22 protein-coding genes and 2 pseudogenes are annotated in these 25725 nt (G+C 70.3%); 6 read left to right on the top strand and 18 right to left on the bottom strand.

The window, feature by feature from the left end:
• Window positions 1-530 precede the first annotated feature (530 nt).
• From nusB to ACIBB8_RS34165, 13 genes are all read right to left on the bottom strand, one after another.
• The gene (gene nusB, locus ACIBB8_RS34225; protein ID WP_358860744.1) at window positions 531-962 is read right to left on the bottom strand and encodes a transcription antitermination factor NusB; all 432 of its coding nucleotides are present in this window, start codon (window positions 960-962) and stop codon (window positions 531-533) included.
• 2 nt (window positions 963-964) lie between these two features.
• A complete protein-coding gene (efp, locus tag ACIBB8_RS34220; protein WP_398958830.1) occupies window positions 965-1531 on the bottom strand; it encodes an elongation factor P in 567 nt (188 codons plus the stop codon).
• A 49-nt stretch (window positions 1532-1580) separates the two neighbouring features.
• Complete coding sequence (locus tag ACIBB8_RS34215; RefSeq protein ID WP_398958828.1) at window positions 1581-2687, bottom strand: aminopeptidase P family protein; 1107 nt, start codon at window positions 2685-2687, stop codon at window positions 1581-1583.
• A gap of 72 nt (window positions 2688-2759) precedes the next feature.
• Window positions 2760-3587, bottom strand: coding sequence for a Pro-rich N-terminal domain-containing protein (locus ACIBB8_RS34210; RefSeq protein WP_398958826.1), 828 nt, complete (start codon window positions 3585-3587; stop codon window positions 2760-2762).
• A gap of 138 nt (window positions 3588-3725) precedes the next feature.
• On the bottom strand, window positions 3726-4166 hold the full coding sequence (gene aroQ, locus ACIBB8_RS34205) for a type II 3-dehydroquinate dehydratase (protein ID WP_398958824.1): 441 nt from the start codon (window positions 4164-4166) through the stop codon (window positions 3726-3728).
• Window positions 4163-5809: a 3-dehydroquinate synthase gene (gene aroB / locus ACIBB8_RS34200; protein WP_398958822.1), complete on the bottom strand. Its 1647-nt coding sequence runs from the start codon at window positions 5807-5809 to the stop codon at window positions 4163-4165. Before aroB ends, aroQ begins: the two co-directional genes overlap by 4 nt.
• A complete protein-coding gene (aroC, locus tag ACIBB8_RS34195; protein ID WP_398958820.1) occupies window positions 5806-6990 on the bottom strand; it encodes a chorismate synthase in 1185 nt (394 codons plus the stop codon). The genes aroB and aroC overlap by 4 nt, the downstream gene beginning before the upstream one ends.
• A 147-nt stretch (window positions 6991-7137) precedes the next feature.
• Window positions 7138-7965, bottom strand: coding sequence for a shikimate dehydrogenase (locus ACIBB8_RS34190; protein WP_398958818.1), 828 nt, complete (start codon window positions 7963-7965; stop codon window positions 7138-7140).
• Window positions 7962-9794 carry an endolytic transglycosylase MltG gene (gene mltG, locus ACIBB8_RS34185; RefSeq protein ID WP_398958816.1) on the bottom strand — a complete coding sequence of 611 codons (1833 nt, stop codon included), beginning with the start codon at window positions 9792-9794 and terminating at the stop codon, window positions 7962-7964. Before mltG ends, ACIBB8_RS34190 begins: the two co-directional genes overlap by 4 nt.
• Window positions 9795-9889: 95 nt before the next feature.
• Window positions 9890-10375, bottom strand: coding sequence for a Holliday junction resolvase RuvX (gene ruvX / locus ACIBB8_RS34180; protein ID WP_398958814.1), 486 nt, complete (start codon window positions 10373-10375; stop codon window positions 9890-9892).
• Window positions 10372-13041, bottom strand: coding sequence for an alanine--tRNA ligase (alaS, locus tag ACIBB8_RS34175; RefSeq protein ID WP_398958812.1), 2670 nt, complete (start codon window positions 13039-13041; stop codon window positions 10372-10374). The genes ruvX and alaS overlap by 4 nt, the downstream gene beginning before the upstream one ends.
• Window positions 13041-13394 (bottom strand): DUF6167 family protein, encoded by a 354-nt coding sequence (locus ACIBB8_RS34170; protein ID WP_398958810.1) that lies wholly within the window; start codon window positions 13392-13394, stop codon window positions 13041-13043. The genes alaS and ACIBB8_RS34170 overlap by 1 nt, the downstream gene beginning before the upstream one ends.
• A gap of 7 nt (window positions 13395-13401) precedes the next feature.
• Entirely contained in the window at window positions 13402-13851 is a 450-nt protein-coding gene (locus tag ACIBB8_RS34165; RefSeq protein ID WP_398958808.1) for a DUF948 domain-containing protein, read from the bottom strand.
• 164 nt (window positions 13852-14015) lie between these two features.
• Between ACIBB8_RS34165 and ACIBB8_RS34160 the strand changes: the two genes are divergently transcribed.
• Window positions 14016-16223 (top strand): ATP-binding protein, encoded by a 2208-nt coding sequence (locus ACIBB8_RS34160; RefSeq protein ID WP_398958806.1) that lies wholly within the window; start codon window positions 14016-14018, stop codon window positions 16221-16223.
• Between the two features lie 17 nt (window positions 16224-16240).
• Here ACIBB8_RS34160 and rpsD read toward each other — a convergent pair whose 3' ends face one another.
• Window positions 16241-16855 (bottom strand): 30S ribosomal protein S4, encoded by a 615-nt coding sequence (gene rpsD / locus ACIBB8_RS34155; RefSeq protein ID WP_358860756.1) that lies wholly within the window; start codon window positions 16853-16855, stop codon window positions 16241-16243.
• Window positions 16856-17144: 289 nt separating this feature from the next.
• On the opposite strand from rpsD, the pseudogene ACIBB8_RS34150 reads away from it, so the two are divergent.
• Window positions 17145-17395, top strand: a pseudogene (locus ACIBB8_RS34150) (DUF2470 domain-containing protein); the annotation flags it as partial.
• A gap of 99 nt (window positions 17396-17494) precedes the next feature.
• Here ACIBB8_RS34150 and ACIBB8_RS34145 read toward each other — a convergent pair.
• Both ACIBB8_RS34145 and ACIBB8_RS34140 read right to left on the bottom strand, forming a co-directional pair.
• Entirely contained in the window at window positions 17495-18868 is a 1374-nt protein-coding gene (locus ACIBB8_RS34145; protein WP_398958804.1) for a replication-associated recombination protein A, read from the bottom strand.
• A 66-nt stretch (window positions 18869-18934) separates the two neighbouring features.
• Entirely contained in the window at window positions 18935-19570 is a 636-nt protein-coding gene (locus tag ACIBB8_RS34140) for a vitamin K epoxide reductase family protein (protein WP_358860758.1), read from the bottom strand.
• 135 nt (window positions 19571-19705) lie between these two features.
• Here ACIBB8_RS34140 and ACIBB8_RS34135 point away from each other — a divergent pair.
• Window positions 19706-20148, top strand: a pseudogene (locus tag ACIBB8_RS34135) (ATP-binding cassette domain-containing protein); the annotation flags it as partial.
• 65 nt (window positions 20149-20213) lie between these two features.
• Here the strand turns inward: ACIBB8_RS34135 and hisS are convergent.
• Window positions 20214-21476 (bottom strand): histidine--tRNA ligase, encoded by a 1263-nt coding sequence (hisS, locus tag ACIBB8_RS34130; protein ID WP_398958802.1) that lies wholly within the window; start codon window positions 21474-21476, stop codon window positions 20214-20216.
• A 13-nt stretch (window positions 21477-21489) separates the two neighbouring features.
• Window positions 21490-22176, bottom strand: a complete 687-nt coding sequence (locus tag ACIBB8_RS34125) for an MBL fold metallo-hydrolase (RefSeq protein ID WP_266987922.1) — start codon at window positions 22174-22176, stop codon at window positions 21490-21492.
• A 157-nt stretch (window positions 22177-22333) separates the two neighbouring features.
• On the opposite strand from ACIBB8_RS34125, the gene ACIBB8_RS34120 reads away from it, so the two are divergent.
• The 3 genes from ACIBB8_RS34120 (at window position 22334) to ACIBB8_RS34110 (ending at window position 25586) form a co-directional block, all read left to right on the top strand.
• Entirely contained in the window at window positions 22334-23116 is a 783-nt protein-coding gene (locus ACIBB8_RS34120) for a peptidylprolyl isomerase (RefSeq protein ID WP_398958799.1), read from the top strand.
• Window positions 23117-23318: 202 nt separating this feature from the next.
• Complete coding sequence (locus ACIBB8_RS34115; protein ID WP_398958797.1) at window positions 23319-24548, top strand: DUF349 domain-containing protein; 1230 nt, start codon at window positions 23319-23321, stop codon at window positions 24546-24548.
• A gap of 285 nt (window positions 24549-24833) precedes the next feature.
• Window positions 24834-25586 carry an ALF repeat-containing protein gene (locus ACIBB8_RS34110; protein WP_398958796.1) on the top strand — a complete coding sequence of 251 codons (753 nt, stop codon included), beginning with the start codon at window positions 24834-24836 and terminating at the stop codon, window positions 25584-25586.
• The last annotated feature ends 139 nt before the right edge of the window (window positions 25587-25725 follow it).

The following is a 25725-nucleotide window of genomic DNA, read 5'->3' as shown; positions in this document are numbered from 1 at the left end:
CGTGACAAGAGAGGCGCACCGGGCCGCGGACGCGCGACGGCCGGTCCGGGGCCGTGCAGGGGAGTCCCCGCAGGGCGACGAACAAAGACCCGGGCACCCCTCGCGTACCCGCCGAACGTTCGTCGCCCGAGGAGACACCCCGGAGGGGCCCCGGACCACCCCCCACCGGACAGGCGAACGGTGCCACCAGGGGCCAGACGCACACATCAAGCCCGTCCGGCGATTGAGGACAAAACCGCCCACCCCGTGGACCCGAACCCACCGCACACGGCAACCCCGCACACCCAGCCCGCCCGGCGCTCGAGGACAAAACCCCCGCCCCGGACCGGGGCACCAATCAAGCCCGCCCGGCGCTTGAGGACAAAACCGCCCACCCCGTGGACCCGAACCCCACCGCACACGGCAACCCCACACACCCAGCCCGCCCGGCGCTCGAGGACAAAACCCCCGCCCCGGACCGGGGCCCCGCATGCCGAAGGGCCCACGGTCAGCCGACCGTGGGCCCTTCGTGGGCTGAACGCCGCCGCAGCCTACGCCTCGCGGCGGAGGTTCGGCTTGAGGTCCTTGAACCGGGCGAGCAGCCCGTTCACAAAGGACGGGGAGTCATCCGTGGAGAACTCCTTGGCAAGCTGGACCGCCTCGTCGATGACCACCGCGTCCGGCGTCCCGTCCACCCAGATCAGCTCGTACGCACCGAGCCGCAGGATGTTCCGGTCGACGACCGGCATCCGGTCGATCTCCCAGTCCACGGCATAGGTGATGATGAGGTCGTCGATCCGGTCCGCGTACTGCGCGTACCCCTCGACGAGTTCCATCGTGTACTCGGTGACCGGCGGCTGACGGGGGTCGGACCGCGAGAGCCGAACCCAGTCCGCGAGGACCGTCTGCACGGACTCACCGCGCTGGTCGGCCTCGAAGAGGATCTGGAAGGCGCGCTTGCGGGCCGTGTTCCGGGCAGCCACGGTTAGCTGTTCACCCGGCCGAGGTAGTCGCCCGTGCGGGTGTCGACCTTGATCTTCTCACCGGTGGTGATGAAGAGCGGGACGCCGATCTCGTAACCGGTCTCCAGCGTGGCGGGCTTGGTGCCACCGGTGGAGCGGTCGCCCTGGACGCCCGGGTCGGTGTGCTGGATGGTCAGCTCGACGGCGGCCGGCAGCTCGACGTAGAGCACCTCGCCCTCGTGCTGGGCCACGGAGGCGGTGAAGCCCTCGATGAGGAAGTTGGCGGCGTTGCCGACAGCCTTGCGGTCGACCATGAGCTGGTCGTACGTGTCCATGTCCATGAAGACGAAGTAATCGCCGTCCATGTACGAGAACTGCATGTCGCGGCGGTCAATGGTGGCCGTCTCGACCTTCACGCCGGCGTTGAACGTCTTGTCGACGACCTTGCCGGAGAGCACGTTCTTGAGCTTGGTGCGCACGAAAGCCGGGCCCTTGCCGGGCTTGACGTGCTGGAACTCGACGACGGACCAGAGCTGGCCCCCGTCGAGCTTGAGCACCATGCCGTTCTTGAGGTCGTTCGTGGAAGCCACGGTTGCGGAATCTCCTGGACTGAAGCTGGTGGACGGCCAAGGATGCGCGCTAGAGCGCGAGCAGCTCCTTGGTCGTAATGGTGAGTAGCTCGGGTCCGCCGTCCGCCTCGGGGCGCACGACGAGCGTGTCATCGATCCGGACCCCGCCCCGGCCCGGGAGGTGGACCCCCGGTTCGACGGTGACCGGCACACAAGCGTCCAGTTTACCCATGGCTGCCGGTGTCAGCTGCGGGTCCTCGTCGATTTCGAGTCCCACACCGTGCCCGGTCCAGGGTGCGAGACCCTCTCCGTGGCCTGCGGAGTCCAGGAGCTGCCGGGCCGCACGGTCCACATCACGGTACGCCGTGCCCGGCACGAGAGCCTCACGTCCGGCCCGCTGAGCGGCGAAAACCAGGTCGTACAGATCGATCTGCCAGGCGGCCGGCGCCGTCCCGATGACAAACGTACGGCCGATCTCGCACCGGTAGCCGCGATAGTTCGCGCCGAGACAGACGGAGAGGAAATCTCCCTCCTCCACGCGCCGGTCCGAGGGCCGGTGGCGGCCCTGACCCGAGTTGGGTCCGGTGGCGACCGAGGTGGCGAAGGCGGGACCGTCGGCGCCGTGGTCCACCAGCCGCCGTTCCAGTTCCAGGGCGAGGTGCCGTTCAGTGCGGCCGACCAGAATCGATTCGAGAAGTTCGCCGAGCGCCTGGTCGGTGATCTCGGCGGCGATCCGCAGGCAGGCGATCTCCTCCTCGTCCTTGACGAGGCGCAGCTGCTCGACCGTGGCGCCGAGATCGGTCAGCCGGAGCCGCGGGGCCACCGAGCCCATGGCCCGGTGACGGGAGACTGTCAGATCGTGTTCCTCGACGGCGAGCGATTCCGCGCCGGAGGTGGTGGCCAGGTCGGCTGCGGCGACCGCCGGGTCGTCGCCGGAGGGCGGCAACAGGGCCAGCCGCAGCTGGTCGTCGGAGTGCTCGTGGCCGGGCTCGCCGGTCGGCGCGCGGGGGCACAGCAAAACGTCCTCGTCGGGGCCGAGCAGCAGGACGGCACCCGGGGGCGCTCCGCCCGCGAGATAGCGGACGTTGGCGGGGCGGGAGACCAGCGCGGCCGCGGATCCGACGGCGGCACACCGGTCGCGGAGCAGCCCGCGGCGGACGGCGTACACCTCTGACATGCCACGAGCCTACGAGCGGGGGCGCCGGGCCGCCCGGTCAGCGCATCCGACCGGGGGGCGTCCGGCCGGCCGTCACCAGGCCGGCGGGCTGGCGATCGAGCGGGCGAGTACGTCGTCGAGGACCCGGGCCGTGGTCTCCACGTCGTACGTCGAGTTGTCGATGATCGGCAGACCCGAGCCGTACCAGCCCGCCATCCGGCCGTGGATCCGGGCAACCTCCTCGTCCGACAGGCGGCGGTTGCCACTGCGGGCGGCGTTGCGCTCCAGCACGATCTCCAGGCCGGGCAGGAGCACCACGGGCAGAAGCCCCGGGCCCACATGGCGTTTCCAGCCGCCCAGGCCCACGACGGGGCGGTCGGGGAAGACCGCGTCGTCGAGGATGCAGGAGATGCCGTTGGCCAGGAAGTTACGGGCGGCGAAGCCGCAGGTGCGGCGGGCCAGGCGGTACTGGGCCTCCGAGTGGTCGTTCCACCCGGTCTGCGGGTCGGCGAAGCCGGAGCGGACCCATTCGCGGACGTCGTCGAGGCTGACGTGGGCGGTGGGAACGCGGCGGCGGCTGGCCCACAGTTTGGCCACGGTCGTCTTGCCCGCGCCCGCGGGGCCGATCAGCAGGACGGCGAGCGTCGCCGTGCCCGTGCCGGGATCGGCGGGTGGTGCGGGCAGCGGCACGGGGCCGCCGGGCGGCAGCTGGATGTGCCCGGTGGTCTCCCGGGAGACGGGCGCCGGGGCATGCTGCGGGGCCGGGCCCGTCCAGCCGGGGCCCCGGGGCGCGGGAGGGGGCGGGGGCGGCGTCCCCGGCGGACCGGGGTGGCCGGGGTGCTGGGCCTGGTGCGTCCAGCCGACAGGTCCGTTTCCGGATCCTTGGGGCGGCGGCAGCGGGGCCCCCACTGCGTGCTGCATCCGGTGCCACTCCGTCTCGTACAGGCAACTGGCGCTGGTGGAACGGCAACCGTACCGTCCCCGGCCGCCGCAGAGGCAACGGCCGGGGACGGTACGGAGTGCCCCCCCGGCCGGTGATCCGGCTGGCGGGGCCCCGTCTCAGTCCGCCAGTTCGTCGGCGAGGGCGCGCAGGGCGAGCCGGTAGGAGCCGATACCGAATCCGGCGACGGTCCCCGTGGCGACCGGCGCGACGACCGAGGTGTGGCGGAATTCCTCCCGTGCGTACGGGTTCGAGATGTGCACCTCGATGAGCGGGGCGGTGCGCTGAGCGGCCGCGTCCCGCATGCCGTACGAGTAATGGGTGAAGGCTCCCGGGTTGAGAACGACTGGAATCGACCCGTCCGCGGCCTCGTGCAGCCAGCGGATCAACTCGCCCTCGTCGTTGGTCTCCCGGACGTCGACGTCGAAGCCGAGTTCCTTGCCGAGCGTCCGGCAGGTCTCGACGAGTCCGGCGTACGACGTCACGCCGTACACATCGGGCTCACGGGAGCCGAGCCGGCCGAGGTTCGGTCCGTTGAGCACGAAGACCCGGCGGGTCACGCCGACACCTCCCCGTACGCGGCGAGCAGCACCGCCGGGTCGGGTCCCTCCAGGACGGTGGGCTTGCCCAGGCCGTCGAGGACGATGAAGCGCAGCAGGTCGCCGCGGGACTTCTTGTCGATCTTCATGTTCTCCAGCAGCCTGGGCCACTGGTCGCCGCGGTAGGTGAGCGGCAGTCCGACGGACTCCAGGACGGTGCGGTGCCGGTCGGCGGTGGCGTCGTCGAGGCGTCCGGCCAGCCGGCCCAGCTCGGCGGCGAAGACCATGCCGACGGAGACGGCCGCCCCGTGGCGCCACTTGTAGCGCTCGTTCTTCTCGATGGCGTGGGCGAGCGTGTGCCCGTAGTTGAGGATCTCGCGCAGCCCGGACTCCTTGAGGTCACTGGAGACGACCTCGGCCTTGACCCGGATGGACCGCTCGATCAGCTCGGCGGTGTGCGGACCGGCGGGCGTCCGGGCGCCTTCCGGGTCCGACTCGATCAGGTCGAGGATCGCGGGGTCGGCGATGAAACCGGCCTTGATGATCTCGGCCATGCCGCTGACGTAGTCGTGCACCGGCAGCGAGTCGAGGGCGGCAAGGTCGCAGAGCACCCCGGCCGGCGGGTGGAAGGCGCCGACGAGGTTCTTGCCCTCGGCGGTGTTGATGCCCGTCTTGCCGCCGACGGCCGCGTCGACCATGGCGAGCACGGTCGTCGGCACGGCGATCCAGCGCACCCCGCGCAGCCACGTCGCCGCGACGAACCCGGCCACGTCGGTGGTGGCGCCGCCGCCGACGCCGACGATGACGTCGGTGCGGGTGAATCCGGTCTGACCGAGCGCCTTCCAGCAGTACGCCGCGACCTCGACGGTCTTGGCCTCCTCGGCGTTCGGCAGCTGGATGGCGATGGCCTCGTACCCCTGGTCGGCGAGGTCCTGACGGACCGCATCACCGGTCTCGGCGAGCGCCTCGGGGTGCAGGACCGCGACCCGCCGGGCGCGGTCGCCGATCAGCGAGGGCAGCTCACCGAGCAGCTGCCGGCCGACCAGCACCTCGTACGGGTCGGTGCCCGCACTGCCGGCGATCTGGATGCGTGTGGGTCCCTGGTCCGTCATGCGTGTGTTCTCCCGGCCGGGCGCCGCGGGGTCGCCCGCGCGCTCCGGCAGTTCCAGTGCGTCGAGGACCGCCTGGGCGACCTCTTCGGGTGTGCGCTCGTCGGTGGCGACGGTCGCCCGGGCCACCTCGTCGTAGAGGTGGCGGCGGGCATCCATCAGCTCGCGCCACTGCCGGCGCGGGTTGACGGCGAGCAGCGGGCGCGCGGTGTTCAGCCCGACCCGCTTGACGGCCTCCTCCACGTCCATCGAGAGATAGACGACGGCGTGGCCGGCGAGCAGCGCGCGGGTCGTCCCGTCGAGCACGGCGCCGCCGCCGAGCGCGAGGACGCCGGTGTGCTCGGCGACGGCGGTGCGTACCGCCTGCCGTTCCAGCTCGCGGAAGTGCTCCTCGCCCTCGTCGTAGAAGATCTCCGAGATCGGCTTGCCCGCCGTGGCCACGACATCCGCGTCGGTGTCCCGGTAGGTGGTGCCGAGCCGGTCGGCGAGCAGCTCACCGACCGTGGACTTGCCGACGCCCATCGGGCCGACGAGGACGATCAGCGGGCCGCTCATCGGATCTGGAGGTGGTCGAGGTACGACTGCACGTTGCGGTGGGTCTCGGGGACGCTGTCCCCGCCGAACTTCTCCGCCACGGCGTCGGCCAGAACCAGCGCGACCATCGCCTCGGCGACGATGCCGGCGGCCGGCACCGCGCAGACATCGGAGCGCTGGTGGTGCGCCTTGGCCGGCTCACCGGTGACGACGTCGACGGTGGCGAGCGCGCGGGGCACGGTCGCGATGGGCTTCATCGCGGCGCGGACCCGCAGCAGCTCGCCGGTGGTCAGACCGCCCTCGGTACCGCCGGAGCGGCCGGAGGCGCGCTTGATGCCGTCCTCGGTGACCAGGATCTCGTCGTGCGCCTTCGAGCCGGGAACCCGGGCCAGGTCGAAGCCGTCGCCGACCTCGACACCCTTGATCGCCTGAATGCCCATCAAGGCTGCGGCGAGGCGCGCGTCGAGGCGGCGGTCCCAGTGCACGTGCGAGCCGAGGCCGACCGGCACTCCGTACGCGAGCACCTCGACGACACCGCCCAGGGTGTCGCCGTCCTTGTGGGCCTGGTCGATCTCGGCGACCATTTCCTTGCTCGCGGCGGCGTCGAGGCAGCGCACCGGGTCGGCGTCGAGCTTGTCGACGTCGGCAGGCGTGGGGTAGACGCCGTACGGCGCCTTGGCCGCGGCCAGCTCGACGACGTGGCTGACGATCTCGATGCCCGCGGTCTCCTTGAGGTACGACCGCGCGACGGCGCCGAGCGCCACCCGGGCCGCGGTCTCCCGGGCGCTGGCGCGCTCCAGGATCGGCCGGGCTTCGTCGAAGCCGTACTTCTGCATGCCCGCGAGGTCGGCGTGGCCGGGCCGGGGGCGGGTCAGCGGGGCGTTACGGGCCAGGGTGGCGAGCTCGTCGGGGTCGACCGGGTCGGCCGACATGACCTGCTCCCACTTGGGCCATTCGGTGTTGCCCACCATCACGGCGACCGGGGACCCCATGGTCAGACCGTGGCGTACGCCACCCAGGAAGGTGACCTCGTCCTTCTCGAACTTCATCCGTGCGCCGCGGCCATAGCCGAGCCGCCGCCGGGCGAGTGCGTCCGCCACCATCTCCGTGGTGATCGGGACGCCGGCGGGAAGACCCTCCAGCGTCGCCACGAGTGCGGGGCCGTGCGACTCCCCCGCGGTCAGCCAGCGCAACCTGCTCAACGGTGCTCCTCATGCTCGCGCCTGGAACTGCAACGGCGCGACCGGGTGCGCGGCCCTGGCCCGCCGCCTTCGATCCTCCCACGCCCGGGCCCCCGGACCGGCCGCCGGTCCAGCAGACGGACGGATCGCGGCGCGCGATCGGTGTGGTCAGCGGGCGGCGAGCGCCTCTTCGCCGGCCTTCCGCATGGCTGCGAGCGGGGCGGGCGAGCGGCCCGTCATCTCCTCGACCTGGAGGACAGCCTGGTGCACCAGAAGGTCGAGACCTCCGATGACTGCACCGTTGCGAGCTGCCCAGGCGGCAGCGAGTGCGGTGGGCCAGGGCTCGTACAGCACATCGAAGAGCGTGCCGGGTGCATCCGGTACCGCCCCGGCCAGCGCGTCCGTCGCCCCGGCCGGCGTGGTCGCGATCACCAGGGGGGCCTGCAGTGCCTGCTTCGCTTCCGCCCAGTCGGAGATCCTCACGTCGACACCGAGCCGTTCGCCCCAGCCGCGCATCTCGTCCCCGCGCTCCTGGCTGCGCACGTAGGCCGTGACCGGCCCTGTGCAGATCACCGCGAGCGCGGCAAGCGCGGAGGATGCGGTGGCCCCGGCACCGAGGACCGCGGCGGACTCCACGGTGTCCACGCCGCGTTCGCGCAGAGCGGCGATCATGCCGGGGATGTCGGTGTTGTCGCCGACGCGACGGCCGTCCCTCGTGAAGACCACTGTGTTCACGGCCTCGACCGAGGAGGCGGTTTCGCTGACGGAGTCCAGCAGCGGAATGATCACGCGCTTCAGCGGCATGGTCAGCGAGAGTCCGGCCCAGGAAGAGTCCAGGCCCGCGATGAAGCCGGGCAGCGCCTGCTCGTCGATCTCGAACCGGTCGTAGGTCCAGTCGGTGAGACCGAGCTCGGCGTACGCGGCCCGGTGCAGGATCGGGGAGAGCGAGTGGGCGATCGGCGAGCCGAGGACGGCTGCCCTGTGCGCGTGGGTCACTGGCCCGACTTCTTCCGTTCTTCCTCGTATTTGGCCACGTTCTTGTTGTGCTCGGCATTGGTCACGGAGAACAGGGTTTTGTCCGCCGTAACCGACACGAAATAGAACCATGGTCCGGGCGTCGGGTTCATGGCGGAGTGCAGAGCGGCACTACCGGGGTTGTTGATCGGCCCAGGTGGGAGGCCGTGGATGTAATACGTGTTGTACGGCTCCTTCCACTGGCGCAGATCCTTCACCGTACCGATGTCCAGGGTGCTCTGGCTCTTCGCATAGTTCACGGTCGAGTCGAAGTCCAGCAGACCATTCGTCTCGACGTTGCCCGGCTTAAGACGGTTGTAGACGACCCGCGCGACCTTGTCGAAGTCATGCTTGTACTTGCCCTCGGCCTGAACGAGGCTGGCGACCGTCATCAGCTGCCAGGGGTCCTTGAGGCCCAGCTTCTCGGCGCTCGACTCGAGGTCGACCTTGTCGTATTCCTCGTTGGCCCGGGTGACCATCTGCTTGAGGACGGCCTCCGGCTTCATCCCCTTGGCAGCCGGATACGTCGCGGGGTAGAGGAAGCCCTCCAGTGGGTCCTTGAGTTCCGGGTGGTTCTTGGCCCATTGCGGGAGCCCGAGGCTGCCCGCTTGCTTCTTGGCGACATCGCCGGTGGTGCCTGCCTTGAGACCGAGCTTCTGGTCGATCAGCGTGTAGACGTCGGCGTTGCGCTTACCCTCCGGGACTGTCAGCGCGTTCTGGCTCTTCGGGTCGAGCATCAGCTTCACGGCCTCGGCCGCGGACATCTCCTTGTGCAGGAGATAGGCCCCCGCCTGGATCGACTTCCCCTTGGGGTTCTCGGCCTGCGCGGCGATGAACGCGTCGACGCTCTTGACGACGCCCTTCGCCTTCAGGATGCTGCCGATCTCGTTGCCGAGGGCGCCCTCCGGGATCTCCACGTCGACGCTGCCGGAGCCCTGGCCCGAGTAGTCGGGTGCCGCGCCGAATTTGTTCTGCCAGTACGTGTAGCCGACGTAGCCCGCCCCGCCGACACCTCCGGCGAGGACCACGGCGACGACGAGGCAGGCGCAGCCGCTGCGGTTCTTCTTCTTGCCCTTGCCGCGGCGTTCGCCGCCGCCTCGGCCGCCCCTGCGACCGTCGGGCGGATCGTCGTCGTACTCGTCATCGTCGTCACGGGGGTCCCGGCCGTCACGGTCGTCGTCGGTGCCCGTGAAGAAGGGGTGCGTCTCCTCCTGGGGCACGTCCGGATCCCAGTCGGGGTTCTGCGGCGGGGCCTGTTCGGGCGCGGCCTCGCGTCGGCCCGGGGGCTGCGGCGGCGGATACGCATCGGGCGTGCCGTAGTTGTCGTGCGATTCGCTGTAGCCGTTCGTCCCGTTCCCGTACGGATCGTTCGGAGGGGGGCCGTACGGCATCGCGGCCTGCTGGCCGGTGTCCCAGCCGCCGTTGTACTGCGGCTGAGGGGCTTGCTGCCCGTACGGGTCGTGCTGCTGTGGCTGCGGGGCTTGCTGCCCGTACGGGTCGTGCTGCTGTGGCTGAGGAGCTTGCTGCCCGTACGGGTCGTGCTGCTGTGGCTGAGGAGCTTGCTGCCCGTACGGGCCCTGCTGCGGCGGCTGCTGCGCGTACGGGTCGTGCGCGTACGGGTCCTGCGGACCGCCGTACTGCTGGTGCTGCGGGTACGCCTGCTGCGGCGGCTGCTGGGCGTAGGGATCCTGCGGACCGCCGTACTGGCTCTGGCCGTGGGCAGCCTGCTGGCCTCCCCATCCCTGGTCCCCGTACAAGGGATCCTCGGGATGCCACGGTTCGGAGCCGGGGCCCCGGCCATACTCAGTCATCGATCCCCTAGAGCCGCGAGACGACGTTCCGCCTCTTTGCTGTGCGGTGTTTGTTCGAACACCGCCGCATCGCGCGGAACGTTACCGTATCGCGATCAGACAACCACTTCGACGCCCTCGCCCGGAGCTTTACCTGAGGTTCGTTCAGACTCCAGAGCGTTCTGAAGGATCACCACAGCGGCAGCCTGATCGATGACAGACCGGCCCTTCTTGGACTTCACGCCCGAGGCGCGCAGTCCCTGACTCGCCGTCACTGTGGTCATCCTCTCGTCCACCAATCGCACTGGAATGGGTGCGACCGAGCGAGCGACCTCCTGGGCGAAGAGCCGGACCTTGGCCGCCGCGGGCCCCTCGCCGCCGCCCAGAGACCTCGGCAGGCCGATGATGATCTCGATCGGCTCGTACTCCTCGACGATCTGTCGCAGCCGCCGGTGGGCGGCCGGGACGTCACGTCCCGGCACGGTCTCCACCGGCGTGGCGAGGATCCCGTCGGGGTCGCACGAGGCGACCCCGATCCGGGCATCCCCGACGTCGATCGCGAGACGACGTCCGCGGCGCATCTGCGTCACTCCCGCCGTCACGCCGTCTCGGTGACGAGGCGTTCGACCGCGGCGATGGCCTCGCCGATGGCGGCCGGGTTCTGGCCGCCGCCCTGGGCGACGTCCGGCTTGCCGCCGCCTCCGCCGCCGAGGGTCTTGGCGGCCGTGCGGACCAGTTCACCGGCCTTGAGTCCGCGCTCGCGGGCAGCCTCATTGGTGGCGATGACGGTCAGCGGGCGGCCATTGGCCGTGGTGAACAGGGCCACGACGGCAGCGCGGCCGCCCTGGATGCGCCCACGGACGTCGAGGACCAGCTTGCGCAGATCGTCGGCCGAAGTGCCGTCCGGTACCTGACCGGTGACGACGGCGACACCGCGGACGTCCTTGGCGGACTCGGCGAGCCCGGCGGCGGCCTGCAGGACCTTCTCCGCGCGGAACTTCTCGATCTCCTTCTCGGCGTCCTTCAACTTGCCGAGCATGGCGGAGACCTTCTCCGGAAGCTCCTCGGGGCGGCCCTTGACCAGCTCCTGGAGCTGGGCGACGACCGTGTGCTCCTTGGCGAGGAAGTTGTACGCGTCGACGCCCACGAGGGCCTCGATGCGGCGCACACCGGAACCGATGGACGATTCGCCGAGCAGCTTCACCAGACCCAGCTGGGCGGTGTTGTGGACGTGCGTACCGCCGCACAGCTCCTTGGAGAAGTCGCCGATGGTGACCACGCGGACCCGCTCGCCGTACTTCTCGCCGAACTCGGCGATGGCACCCTGCTTCTTGGCCTCGTCGATGGACATGACCTCGGCCTGGACGTCGAGCTCCCGGGAGAGGACCTCGTTGATCTTCTGCTCGACGTCGGTGAGCACCGTGCCGGGGACGGCGGCGGGCGAACCGAAGTCGAAGCGGAAGCGGCCCGGCGAGTTCTCCGAACCGGCCTGGGCGGCCGTCGGGCCCAGGGCGTCGCGCAGCGCCTGGTGCGTGAGGTGCGTGGCGCTGTGGGCGCGGGCGATGGCGCGGCGACGGGTGTTGTCGATGGCGGCGTAGGCGGACGCGCCGACCGTCACCTCACCGACCTGGACCGTGCCCTTGTGGACGGAGACGCCCGGGACGGGCTGCTGGACGTCGCGCACCTGGATGACGGCGCCGGTGTCGAGCCGGATCCGGCCCTGGTCGGCGAGCTGGCCACCGCCCTCGGCGTAGAACGGGGTGCGGTCGAGGACGACCTCGACGTCGTCGCCCTCCGTGGCGGCGGGCGAGGAGACACCGTCGACCAGGAGGCCGACGATGGTCGACTCGCCCTCGGTGGACGTGTACCCGGTGAACTCGGTGGTGCCGGAGTGGTCGGCCACCTCGCGGTAGGCGGACAGGTCGGCGTGGCCGGTCTTCTTGGCCTTGGCGTCGGCCTTGGCGCGGTCCCGCTGTTCCTTCATCAGGCGGCGGAAGCCGTCCTCGTCCACGGCGAGGCCCTGCTCGGCGGCCATCTCCAGGGTGAGGTCGATCGGGAAGCCCCAGGTGTCGTGGAGCAGGAACGCCTTGTCGCCGGCGAGGACCTTGCCGCCGGCGGCCTTGGTCTCGGTGACGGCGGTGTCGAGGATGTTGGTGCCGCCCTTGAGGGCCTTCAGGAAGGCGGCCTCTTCGGCGAGGGCGACGGTCTCGATGCGCTTGCGGTCGGTGATCAGCTCCGGGTACTGCTGGCCCATCGACGCGATGACCGTGTCGACGAGCTCGGCGACGACCGGGCCGGAGGCGCCGAGGAGGCGCATGTTGCGGACGGCGCGGCGCATGATGCGGCGCAGCACGTAACCGCGGCCCTCGTTGCCGGGGGTGACGCCGTCGCCGATGAGCATGACGGACGTACGCATGTGGTCGGTGACGACCCGGAGGGAGACGTCCGAGGTGTGGTTGTCGCCGTAGCGCACCCCGGTCAGTTCGGTGGCCTTCTCGATGACAGCCATCGAGGTGTCGATCTCGTACAGGTTCTGCACGTCCTGCAGGATCATCGCGAGGCGCTCGAGGCCGAGGCCGGTGTCGATGTTCTTCGACGGCAGGTCGCCGAGGATCGGGAAGTCCTCCTTGCCGTCGCCCGCGCCCCGCTCGTACTGCATGAAGACCAGGTTCCAGATCTCCACGTACCGCTCGTCGTTGACGGCCGGGCCGCCCTCGACGCCGAACTCGGGGCCGCGGTCGTAGTTGATCTCGGAGCAGGGGCCGCACGGGCCGGGGACGCCCATGGACCAGAAGTTGTCCTTCTTGCCCAGGCGCTGGATGCGCTCGGCCGGGACGCCGATCTTGTCGCGCCAGATCTGCTCGGCCTCGTCGTCGTCGAGGTAGACGGTGATCCACAGCCGCTCGGGGTCGAGACCGAAGCCGCCGTCCGCCACGGAGCTGGTGAGAGCCTCCCAGGCGTAGCTGATGGCGCCTTCCTTGAAGTAGTCGCCGAAGGAGAAGTTGCCGCACATCTGGAAGAAGGTGCCGTGCCGGGTGGTCTTGCCGACCTCTTCGATGTCCGGCGTACGCACACACTTCTGCACGCTGGTGACGCGCTGGGCAGGCGGCTTGACCTCGCCGAGGAAGTACGGCTTGAAGGGAACCATGCCCGCGGGGACCAGCAGCAGAGTCGGGTCGTCCGCGATGAGCGACGCCGAAGGCACGACGGTGTGCCCGCGCTCCTCGAAGAAGCTCAGCCAGCGGCGACGAATTTCAGCCGACTCCATCAGTGGTCCTCATTCCGGTTGTACGAGTTGTAGGGGAGCTTGCGGTACGCGGTGGCGTCGGCGACCGGGGCGGGCTCGGCCGCCTCGACCGCGAAGTGACGCTGCAGGGGGAGTTCGGGGTCGACCGGCGCCTCAAGGCCCAGTGCCTCGCCCAGTTCGGCCTCGCGCCGGACCATGCCGTCGCGGACGTCGAGGGCGAAGTCCCTGAGCTTGTGACCGCTCTCGATCGCCCGGTCGGCGGCGCGCGCCGCGAGGCTCTCGGGGGTCAGCTGCCTGAGCTTCCGGTTGACCTTGGTGGTGGCCCAGACGCCGGCGGCTGCGCCGGCGGTGAACCAGAACGTACGGCGGAACATCGCTGCGTCAGTCCTTCGATCCGCGGGAACTTCTACCGCCCTGCTTCTTGGCTCGCGCGGGCGGCACCGTGCGGCCGACGATCACCGTGCGTCGGGGTGCTCGGCGGGCCGGCTCGGCTTCCGGAGCGGTCCGGCGGCCGATGGCCTGCCGTACTCCGTAACCGAAGGCGGCGACCTTGACCAGCGGCCCGCCGAAGGTCGATGCGACAGTGGTGGAGAGCGCCGAGGCGTTGGAGGTGACCTCCTGGACATCCGTCGCGATCGCGTCGACCTTGTCGAGTTGCGTCTGCGCGGAGCGCACGGTCGCGGACGCGTCGGCGAGCAGCGGAACGGCCTGCTCGGTCACGTCCGCCACGAGTTTGGTGGTCGCCTTGAGCGTCTGGGCCAGCCTCACCAGGACGACGGCGAGGAACGAGACCAGGATCGCCCAGAAGACAGCCACCAGGATCCCGGCCACCTCTCCACCGGACACAATGCACCGCTCTCTGGCTTGTCGAATCGTCGTCTCCCGACCCTATCGCGCCGGGGGCCACGCCCCCTACCGCATTCCTGGTGGGCAGGGTCGTAGTTGCGCAAAGGAGATTGTACGGAGAGCTTCCTTGCCAGTACTCTGCGTGTTTCATGCGACGCTCTCAGCGGCCCTCTCCCACCCCCGACGATCCGGGCCGGGGCACGGCGGCGCGCGGCAACCTCCCGGCGGAACTGAACAGATTCGTGGGACGCGAGGCGGAGCTGGCCGATCTCGGCAGGCTGCTGCGGGAGTCGAGGCTGGTCACCGTGGTCGGAGTCGGCGGCGTGGGAAAGACGCGCTGTGCCACCAGGGTTGCCGCCCTCCTGGAGAAACGGTACTGCGACGGGGTCTGGCTGGTGGAGCTGTCCACCGTCCACGATCCGGAGCTGCTGGAACACGCAGTGGTCGATGCACTGGGACTCACCGATCACACCAGCCGGTCGCCCCGCACGACACTCCTCGAACATCTCGCCGAGCGCCAACTCCTCCTGGTGTTCGACGGTTTCGAGCATCTCGTCGACACCTGCGCCGGACTCGTGCAGGAGTTGCTGCGCCGGGCGCCGGGGTTGCGGGTGCTGGCCACTGGGCGGCTGCCACTGGAGCTGGACGGGGAGATCAGCTATCCGCTCACGCCGATGGCCGACAAGGACGCGATGGAGCTGTTCACCGACCGGGCGGCCGCGGTACAGCCGGGTTTCCGGCTGACCGAGAACACCCGCGGACCGGCGCGCGAGCTGTGCCGCCGGCTGGACGGGATCCCGCTCGCGCTGGAACTGGCCGCCGGACGGCTGCGCGCCCTGTCCGCGGAGCAGGTGCTGCAACGGCTCGACGACCGCTTCCGGCTGCTGACCGGCGGCAGCCGCAGCGCGCCGGCGCGCCACCAGACGCTCCGTACAGCCATCGGCTGGAGCCATGAACTGTGCGCGCCGGAGCAACGGCTGCTGTGGGCGCGGCTGTCCGTCTTCGCCGGGCAGTTCGATCTGGAAGCCGTCGAATACATCTGCAGCAGCCCCGAGCTGCCGGCCGAGTCGGTGCTCGACGTGCTCACGGCGCTGCTGGCGCAGTCCGTGGTCCTGCGTGAGGACTCGGCGGCGGGTACCCGCTACCGGTTGCTGAACACGGTGCGCGAGTACGGCGCCGAGTGGCTGGCCGCGACCGGTGACACGGACCGGATGCGGCGTCGCCACCGGGACTGGTTCCTGGGGCTGGCCACCTGGTGCGAGCTCGACTGGTTCGGCCCGCGTCAGGGCGAGGTGGCGGCCCGGGCCGAGAGCGAACTGCCCAATCTGCGCCGGGCGATGGAGTGCTCGCTGGAGAGCCCGGACGAGGTCCATCTCGCGCAGTACCTGGCGGGCACGCTCTGGTTCCTCTGGGTCGGCTGCGGGCGCCTCTCGGAGGGGCGGCACTGGCTGACCCACGTACTGGAGGAGGAGACGCCGCACGACGCCTCGCGGCTCAAGGCGCTGTGGGTGCTCGGGTACGTGGCGGTGCTGCAGGGCGACCCGGTGGGTGCGATCTCCGCACTGCAGGAGTGCCAGGAGGAGGCGGACCGGACCGGTGACGCGACGGCCCTGGCGTACGCGGTGCACCGCACAGGCTGTCTGGCCCTCGTCACGGACGACATGGTCCGCGCGGAGGAGCTGCTGCGGGACGCGCTGGACCGCTACCGGAAACTCGGCGAGCTGAACAGCAATGTGCTGATGGCACAGGTCGAGCTGGCGATGGCGGTCGGGTTCCGCGGGGATGTGGAGACCGCTGCGGCGATCTGCGAGGAGGTCAGGGAGGTATGCGAGGACTGCGGTGAGCGGTGGGCCCTCTCGTACGCGCTCTACGTGCTGGCCTATGCGGCACTGCAACGGGGCCGGACGGACCGCGCACGGGGGCTGCTCAGGGAGTCCCTGGCGATCGGTCACGCCTTCCACGACCTGCTGGGTTCGGTGCTCGCCATGGAGCTGCTGGCCCTGGTCACGGCGGTCGAGGGGGACGCGGCGGAGGCGGCGGTGCTGCAGGGGGCCGCCGAGCGGATCTGGCCGTCGGTGGGGCTGCCGCTGTTCGGCTCGGCGTACTACGGGAGGCCCCGGGCCCAGTGCGAGGAGCTGGCGCGGCAGGAGCTCGGCAACGCGCCGTACGAGTCGGCGCGGCGGGCGGGCGGCCGAATGGATCCGGATACGGCGGTGGCCAGGGCGCTGGCGGGCCGGCCCGTGGACCGGCCGGGCCCGGAGGGGCAGCGGCCGGGCCCCGTGCCCGCGCCGGGCAGCGGAACGCGGAAGCCCGCCGCCTCCCCGACGTCGGGGAGGGGCGGGCCTGAGCGCTGGTGAGAGCGGCTACGCCTGGATCAGCGGGCGTAGTACTCGACGACGAGCTGCTCGTCGCAGATCACCGGGATCTCCTTGCGGTTCGGGTCCCGGTCCAGGCGGAAGGCCAGGGCCTTCAGGTTCACCTGCAGGTAGCGCGGGGTCTCGCCGTCGGGGGCGTAACCACCCTCGCGGGCCACCTGGAAGGGGTGCTTGTCGCGGCTGCGCTCGCGGACCATCACGATGTTGTCGGGACGGACGCGGAACGACGGCTTGTCGACCTTGCGGCCGTCGACCTCGATGTGGCCGTGCACGACCATCTGACGGGCCTGGTAGATCGTGCGGGCGATGCCCGAACGCAGGACCAGCGCGTCGAGACGGCGCTCGAGCTCGACGACGAGCGCCTCGCCCGTCTTGCCCTCGGCCTTCTTGGCGCGGTCGTACGCGCGCGCCATCTGGCGCTCGCTGATGTCGTACTGGGCACGCAGACGCTGCTTCTCGAGCAGACGGACCTTGTAGTCCGAGTTCTGCTTGCGGCCACGGCCGTGCTCGCCCGGCGGGTAGGGGCGGGACTCGAAGTACTTGACGGCCTTCGGCGTCAGGGCAATGCCGAGCGCACGGGACTTCTTGACCTTGGGACGCGACTGGTTAGGCACGTTCTCCAGACCTCCATTGCGGGTTAGGTTAGGCTCACCTTACTCAAGGAGATCGCATGTCTCGCCCTGGGAACACCACACACACGTCACGGACAGCACAGACAGCGTCGACGCAACCGAGGGCGTCGATACGACGGAGGACCGATCAGATCGTGGTCAGCCGCGTCCCAGCGGGCTTGAAATCACTCGGATGCCGTCAGCAGCCGAGCGCACACGAACTCTCGTACAGAGTACCTGTTCGGCGGTACTGCTCATCCCCGGGATGCGCACTGCGGGCTTCGACCAGCTGATCCCCCTGGACCGGAGCGTGGGCTCGAAGGGGATCCGCTCCTCGAACTTCCTGCCGATTCCCCGGCCGTACGGGCCGGGGCACATGCTCAGGACGACGGGTTGACCGCTGTGCTGGAGATCACGGACGTCGCGCCGGTACCGGTGCCACACCGCGCATCCGCGGCCGCGGCCGGGTCGCCGGCCGGCTCACGCCCGTACCCGGGATGGCCGGGCCGGATGATGCTGCTGCGGCTGGAGACGGGTGAGGCGCGGGCCCATGCACATGCTGTTCGAGGCGGCGACGCACTGAGCGTGCGCCTGAGAGCCTGTCGGGCGACCTCTGATCGGGCGGCCACGGCGTGCAGGCTCTCAGGCGTCCGCCGCGCCGTCGGAGCCGCCGCGGCCGAGCCGCTCGCGGACCCGGTCCACCACGTCCGCGTACCGCGCCTCCGCGCCGTACCGCGTGGGCCGGTAGTAGTGCCTGTCACGGACGGCATCGGGGGCGTACTGCTGGGCGGCGATCCCGCCGGGGACATCATGCGGATAGACGTAGCCCTGTGCGTGCCCGAGCGCGGCGGCGCCCTTGTAGTGGCCGTCGCGCAGATGGGCCGGGACCGGACCGGCCAGACCCTTCCGTACATCCTCCTGGGCTGCGAAGATCGCGAGCGTCGCCGCGTTGGACTTGGGGGCGAGCGCCAGCGCGATCGTGGCATGGCTGAGGGTGAGCGCCGCCTCCGGAAAACCGATCAAGGCCACGGCCTGGGCGGCAGCGACCGCCGTGGGCAGGGCTGTCGGGTCGGCGAGGCCGATGTCCTCGCTGGCGGAGATCATCAGCCGCCGGGCGATGAACCGGGGGTCCTCCCCCGCCTCGATCATCCGGGCCAGATAGTGCAGCGCGGCATCCACGTCGGAGCCACGGATCGACTTGATGAGGGCACTCGCCACGTCGTAGTGCTGGTCGCCGTCCCGGTCGTACTTCACCGCTGCCCGGTCGACGGTCGCCTCGACGGTCTGGAGAGTGATCTCCTTCTCCTGCATGGCGAGCGCCGCGCCGGCCGCTGCCTCCAGCGCCGTCAGCGCGCGCCGCGCGTCTCCCCCGGCGATCCGCAGCAGATGCGCCTCCGCGTCCTCGGGCAGGGTGACCGCGCCGCCGAGGCCGCGCTCGTCGGTCAGGGCGCGGTGCATGAGAGCGCGCAGATCGTCGTCGGTGAGCGATTCCAGGGTGAGGAGCAGCGAACGCGACAGCAGCGGCGAAATGATCGAGAAGTACGGGTTCTCGGTCGTCGCGGCGATGAGCGTCACCCAGCGGTTCTCCACGGCCGGCAGCAGGGAGTCCTGCTGGGCCTTGGAGAAGCGGTGGATCTCGTCGAGGAAGAGAACGGTCTCCTTGCCATAGCCGCCAGTGGCCCGGCGGGCGCCCTCGATGACGGCCCGCACTTCCTTGACGCCCGCGGTGATCGCGGAGAGCTCGACGAAACGCTTGTTGGTGGCCTTGCTGACCACGTACGCCAGGGTCGTCTTGCCGATGCCGGGCGGGCCCCAGAGGATCACCGACGACGGGCCGGCCGGCCCGCCGCTCCCCTCGCCGACGAGGCGGCGCAGCGGCGAGCCCGGCTTCAGCAGATGCTGCTGGCCGACGACCTCATCGAGCGTACGGGGACGCATCCGGACAGCGAGTGGGCTGCTGGACGGGTCCTTCTCCTGGCGGTCTTCGGCGGCTGCGGTAAAGAGGTCGGGCTCCACGATTTGAAGCCTATGTCACGGCACCGACAGCGCCGCCTGGCCAGTCCTCGCCCGGGGCCTGCCGGTTCAGCTGGTCCAGAAGTCCCACCAGCGGGTCAGAATCAGCATGCCGATGATGCCGACCCAGACGACCGGCGGAACCCAGTGGAACTCCGTCAGTCCGTTGCGCAGCCAGTTCGGCGCGGGAAGGATCCGGTGCTTGATGTTGTGCGTGGTGACGTAGCAGAACAGGAAGATCGTGGCGACCCACGCCAGGCAGCACCACAGGCAGAGCGAGTTGATGTTGTAGAGCGACTGGTACTGCAGCCAGGTGCAGAAGCCGACTCCGAACAGGGTGCCCGCGTTGAGTCCGAGCCAGTACCAGCTGCGGAACCGGGCCCCGGCGAGCAGCGCCATGCCGATTCCGATGACCACCGAGTACGTGGCGAGTCCGAGCATCGGATTCGGGAACCCGAAGGCGGACGCCTGATCGCTCTTCATGATGTTGCCGCACGAGACCACGGGGTTGAGGCTGCAGCCCGGGGTGAAGGAGGGGTCTTCGAGCAGCTTGAACTTGTCGATCGTGATGACCCAGGCGGCGAGAAGCCCGGCAGCGCCTGCGATCACCAGCAGCAGTGCGAACGCACGACTGCCGCCGAAGGTCGTCTTCCCGCCGTCCTCGTCCTGGTCGGATGAGGGATGGTCAACCGCTGCAGTCGTCATATCGCCGTTCCATCAGTGAGTGGCCTACTGAGCATGGTCATTGTGCCGCACCACCGCTCGGGTCAACCGTTCGGTGGACATAAAGATGTACGAACGGCGGCACGGAACTCACGGCTCCGCGAGACGCTCCACGCCATGACCGGATTCACTGTGGCCGTACACGGTCTGCGCGAGCGCTACGGCGAAGCGACCGCGCCGGACGGGCTCGACCTGGGAATCCGCCCGGGCGAGGTGCTCGGCATCCGCGGCCGAACGGGGCCGGGAAGAGCACCGCGGTGGAGAGCCTCCAGGGGCATCGCAGCCGCGACGCGGAACGGTCTCGGTGCTCGCGTCCGCCGACCGTCGCCGGCGTGTCCGGGTCGGGGTCGTCCGCCAGGATGAATCGGCACTCGCCGAGTTGACGACTGGGGAGACCGTGGCGCATTTCGCCCGCTCCTGCCCGCGGCCGTGGGACGCCACGGACGTCTTCGCGATGGTGGGTCTGGAGCAGTATGCGGACACCCGGATCAAGCGGACACCCGACCAAGGCGTTCTCCGGCGATCGGCGGCGCCGCCCGGACGCAGCACTCGGCTTGATCACCACGCTGTGCCCGCCCGCCCGGCGGACCTTGCGGGCGGGCACAGAGGAAGAGGAAACGGTGGATCAGGCCAGTTTCTGCTGGATCTCGGCGACCAGCGCGTCGAGCGCGACCGGCTGCTGCTCGCCCGACTCCATGTCCTTGAGCTGAACCACGCCGTCGGCGAGATCGCGCTCACCGGCGACGACGGTCAGGCGCGCACCGGACCGGTTGGCGCTCTTCATCGCCCCCTTGAGACCGCGGCTGCCGAACGCGAAGTCGGCGGCCACGCCCAGCCTGCGAAGCTCCGTCACCTTGGCGAACAGCACCCTGCGGGCCTCCTCGCCGAGCGGCACCGCGAAGACGCTGGTGGACGCGGGCAGTTCGAGCTCGATGCCCTCCGCCTCCAGCGCGAGCACCGTACGGTCCACACCGAGCGCCCAGCCGACCGACGGGAGCGCCGGGCCGCCGATCATCTCGGACAGGCCGTCGTAGCGGCCGCCGCCGCCCACCGCGGACTGCGAGCCGAGTCCGTCGTGGACGAACTCGAAGGTGGTGCGGGTGTAGTAGTCGAGGCCGCGGACGAGCTTCTCGTCGTCCTCGTACGCGACACCGGCGGCGGTCAGCAGGTCGCGGACCTCCTCGTGATACGCCTTGCACGCGTCGCACAGGTAGTCGCGCAGCACCGGGGCACCGACCAGTTGCTTCTGCACCTCGGGGCGCTTGTCGTCGAGGACCCGCAGCGGGTTGAGCTCGATACGGCGGCGGGTGTCGTCGTCCAGGTCGAGCTCGCGCAGGAAGCCCTGAAGGGCGTCCCGGTAGACGGGGCGGCACTCCTTGTCGCCCAGCGAGTTCAGCAGGATCCGGAAGTTCCGCAGGCCCAGGGAGCGGTAGGCCTGGTCGGCCAGGATGATCAGTTCGGCGTCCAGTGCCGGGTCCTCCGCCCCGATCGCCTCGGCGCCGACCTGCGAAAAGTGCCTGTAGCGGCCCTTCTGCGGGCGCTCGTAGCGGTAGTACGAGCCGGAGTACCAGAGCTTGACCGGCAGGTTGCCGAGCTTGTGGAGGTTGGCCTCCAGTGCGGCGCGCAGCACGGACGCGGTGCCCTCGGGGCGCAGCGCGAGCTCGGAGCCGCCCTTGGTGGTGAGGGTGTACATCTCCTTGGACACGATGTCGGTGGACTCACCGACACCGCGCGAGAAGAGCGCGACGTCCTCGAAGCCCGGCGTCTCGATGTAGCCGTAGCCGGAGTTCTTCAGGGGTGCGGAGATCGCCTCGCGCACCGCGAGGTACTTCGCGGAGTCGGGCGGGGTCAGGTCGTACGTGCCCTTGGGGGCTTTGAACGTGCTCACAGTCTGTCTCTCGTCACATTCCTCGTCGGGGCGCGTCCATGCCGTGCAGATACGGGTTCGTTGCGCGCTCGCGGCCGATGGTCGTCTGGGGACCGTGGCCGGACAGCACCACGGTCGAGTCGTCGAGCGGCAGGCACACACGGGCCAGCGACTCGAGCAGCTCGGCGTGGTCGCCGCCGGGCAGGTCGGTGCGTCCGACGGAGCCGGCGAAGAGCAGGTCGCCCGAGAAGAGCACCTGCGGAACATCCGCGGCCTCGGGCATCCTGAACGTCACCGACCCCTTGGTATGGCCGGGCGCATGCGCGACACCGAACTCCAGACCGGCCAGCTTCAGGAGGGCGCCGTCGCTCAGCTCCTTGACGTCGTCCGGCTCCCCCACCGTCAGCTCGCCCATGAGCGGCATTCCGATGGAACGGCCGAGGGCCTTCTCCGGGTCGCTCATCATGTACCGGTCCTGGGGATGGATCCAGGCAGGGACGTCATGCGCGCCGCACACCGGGACGACGGAGGCGACATGGTCGATGTGGCCATGGGTGAGCACGACGGCGACGGGCTTCAGCCGATGCTTCTTCAGCGTCTCCTCGACTCCTTGCGTGGCCTGGTGGCCCGGGTCGATGATCACGCACTCCTCGCCTGCGGCAGGGGCGACCAGGTAGCAATTGGTCCCCCAGGCCCCGGCGGGGAACCCGGCAATGAGCACGATCGTCCTTAATGGTCGTCCGACGGAGGGCTGCGGTGACCGCGACCGAGGGGGTCGCGGCAGTTCAGAGCCTACCGGCGCTCCTCATTCCACAGCTAACCCATATACGGTACGGGCAACCCAGGCCCGATCAGACGACGTACAAGGAGATCACCCGGTGGTCAGCAGCGATCAGCGGCGGCGGCAGCTCGCCAGGGAGAAGTTCGAGCGGCAGCAGCAGCGCCGGGAGGAGGCCCGCCGGAGGACAAGGCGGCTCACCGTCGTCATCACATCGGCGCTGGCCGTGGTGGCGGTCGTCGGGGTTGCCGCGTACGTCTCCGTCGGCAACGACGACAAGGACAAGAAGAGCGACGCGGCGGCGAGCGCGAGCCCGTCGCCCTCGGCGAGCGAGAGCAGTGTGCCCGAGCCTGCGATGAAGATCGACAAGAAGGCGAAGTACACGTTCTCGCTCAAGACGAACCAGGGCGACATCGCGTTCACGATGGACGCGGCGAAGACGCCGCACACGACGAACTCGTTCAAGTCCCTCGCAGACAAGGGCTTCTTCGACGGCACGAAGTGTCACCGGCTGACCACACAGGGCATCTTCGTCCTGCAGTGCGGTGACCCGAAGGGCGACGGCACGGGCGGCCCCGGCTACACGATCCCTGACGAGAACCTGACCGCGCTGGGCAAGGCGGGCAAGGACGGCACGGTGACGTACCCCGCGGGCACGGTGGCGATGGCCAACACCGGACAGCCGCACACCGGCGGCAGCCAGTTCTTCCTGGTGTACAAGGACAGCAAGCTGCCGCCGACCTACACGCCGTTCGGCACGATGGACGCCGCCTCGCTGAAGGCCGTGCAGGAGGTCGGGACCGCGGGTGTCACCGGCGGTGCTGCCGACGGTGCTCCGAAGAAGGCCGTCACCATCTCCAAGGCGGCCGTCGACAAGGTCTGACCGGACACCGAGGGCCTGACCGGCGGCGCCGGCCCGGCCCTCGGTGTGCGGGCTGAAGAATTTCGGCCGCGCGGAGTGCGGACAGCCGGGCGGCCGGTCGCCTAGATTGGCGTTGTGCAGGGCGGGCGCGGCCCGCCCCAGGAAACTGTGGACGATGCCGGGGGGACGAACCCTCTCACAGGCATCAGGTGGAGGAGGCGCTGTGAGCAGCGACCCGTGGGGCCGTGTCGACGAGACAGGCACCGTGTACGTGCGTACAGCCGATGGCGAGCAGGTCGTCGGATCGTGGCAGGCCGGCTCTCCCGAGGAGGCTCTGGCTTACTTCGAGCGCAAGTACGAGGGCATCGTGGTCGAGATCGGCCTCCTCGAACGGCGGGTGAAGACCACCGACCTGTCGGCGAAGGACGCGACGACCGCCATCGAGCATCTGCGTCAGCAGGTCGACGAGCATCACGCCGTCGGCGACCTCGACGCGCTCCGGAAGCGGCTCGACGCGCTGGTCGCGACAGTCGACTCCCGTCGCGAGGAGCGCAAGGCCCAGAAGGCGAAGCAGACCGACGAGGCGAAGCACGCCAAGGAGGCGCTGGTCGCTGAGGCCGAGGAGCTGGCCCAGAGCGAGCAGTGGCGCTCCGCGGGCGAGCGGCTGCGGGCACTCGTCGACACGTGGAAGGGCCTGCCGCGGCTCGACCGCAAGTCGGACGACGAGCTGTGGCACCGCTTCTCGCATGCGCGCTCGGCGTTCTCCAAGCGTCGCAAGGCGCACTTCGCCTCGCTGGACGCCCAGCGCGAGGAGGCCCGCAAGGCCAAGGAGAAGCTGGTCGTCGAGGCCGAGGCGCTCTCCGGTTCCACGGACTGGGGAACGACGGCCGCGCGTTACCGCGACCTGATGACGGAGTGGAAGGCGGCGGGCCGCGCCCAGCGCGAGGCCGAGGACGATCTGTGGAACCGCTTCCGCGGTGCGCAGGACGTCTTCTTCGCGGCCCGCAGCGAGGTCTTCGCCGAGCGGGACGCGGAGCAGGGCGAGAACCTCAAGCTGAAGGAGGAGCTCGCGGTCGAGGCCGAGAAGCTGGTGCCGGTGAAGGACCTGAAGGCGGCCAGGGCCGCGTTCCGTGCCCTCAACGAGCGCTGGGAGGCCATCGGCCACGTGCCGCGCGACGCCCGCCCGAAGGTCGAGGGGCGGATGCAGGCGGTGGAGCGGGCGCTCCAGGAGGCCGAGGAGTCGGAGTGGCGCCGGACGAACCCGGAGGCGCGTGCACGCGCCGCGGGTCTGACCGGTCAGCTGCAGGCGGCCGTCGACAAGCTGCGTACGCAGATCGACACGGCGCGCGCCGCGGGCAACAACGCCCGGGCCGACAAGCTCGCCAAGGAGCTGGAGGGCCGGCAGGCGCTTCTGGACCAGGCGCTCAAGGGCCTGGAGGAGTTCGGCGGCTGACACCTCCTGACTTCGCCCGAGGGGCTTCCCCGCGTTCGCGCGGGGAAGCCCCTCTCGCGTGTCCGGCGCTTGCCGGTCTCGTCGTGGTGCCGTCACGGTGCGACTGCCGCACGGCACGGTCCCGGCGGCCACCGGCTGTGCGCAGTCGGCAGCGAGGAGTCGTGACGACTGCCGGAACCGGGCAGTGACCTGCGGCCGGGGCCGGAGCCATGATCTGCGCACCGGCGCGCTTCGTGCGGTTGCCGGATCCGCCGAGATCACTACGTCCTTGAGGCAGGTACACCGATGAGACTGACCCGCGCCGCCCTGACCGTCGCGGCCACCGCTCTGGCCCCGGCGCTTGTGCTGACCGGCCCGGCCTTCGCCGCCGGGGATTCCTCCCCGTCCACCGCCGTGTCCACGGCACCGGCGGCCGACGGCTCCGGCACACCGGTGGGTGAGATGTCCGACGACGACCTCCGGATCGCGATCCTGCGCATCCTGGCGGACGAGGACAGTGGCAGAAGGGTCGTCCGGGAGGCCAACGAAGCCCTGGACATCGGCACCACGGAAGCCATGCGGTACTTCCTGGAGACCGGCTATCCCCTGGCCCAGGCCGAGGACGACCATGTCGCCCTCTTCCGCATCCTCGCCGACCCGGCCTCGGGCAAGCGGGTCACCAAGGAAATCAACCAGCTCCTCGACAGCGGCACCGCGCAGGACATACGGCAGTGGCTGGAGACCGGCTATCCCCTCGCCCAGGCCGAGGACGACCATGTCGCCCTCTTCCGCATCCTCGCCGACCCGGCCTCGGGCAAGCGGGTCACCAAGGAAATCAACCAGCTCCTCGACAGCGGCACCGCGCAGGACATACGGCAGTGGCTGGAGACCGGCTACCGCCTCGCCCAGGCCGAGGACGACCAGGTCGCCCTCTTCCGCATCCTCGCCCGCCCGGACATCAGCGAGGCGATGCGCGCGGCGGTCGGCAAGGCGATCGACGGCACGCCGGAGGAGATGCGGTACTTCCTGGAGTACGGGCAGTACGAGGTCGACGCGTAGCCGGGCACCATCCGTCGGGGGGGGGGGGGGGGGCCCCCCCCCCCCCCGGGGGGGGGGGGGGGGGCGGGCGGGGGGGGGGGGGCGCGGGGCGGGGGGGGGGGGCCCCCCCCCCCCCCCCCCCCCCACGCCCCCCCCCCCC

The sequence above is a fragment of the Streptomyces sp. NPDC051286 genome, assembly GCF_044455345.1.
Lineage (GTDB): Bacteria > Actinomycetota > Actinomycetes > Streptomycetales > Streptomycetaceae > Streptomyces.
The sequence above is the reverse complement of the archived record's forward strand: the minus strand, read 5'-3'. Positions and strand labels throughout refer to the sequence as shown.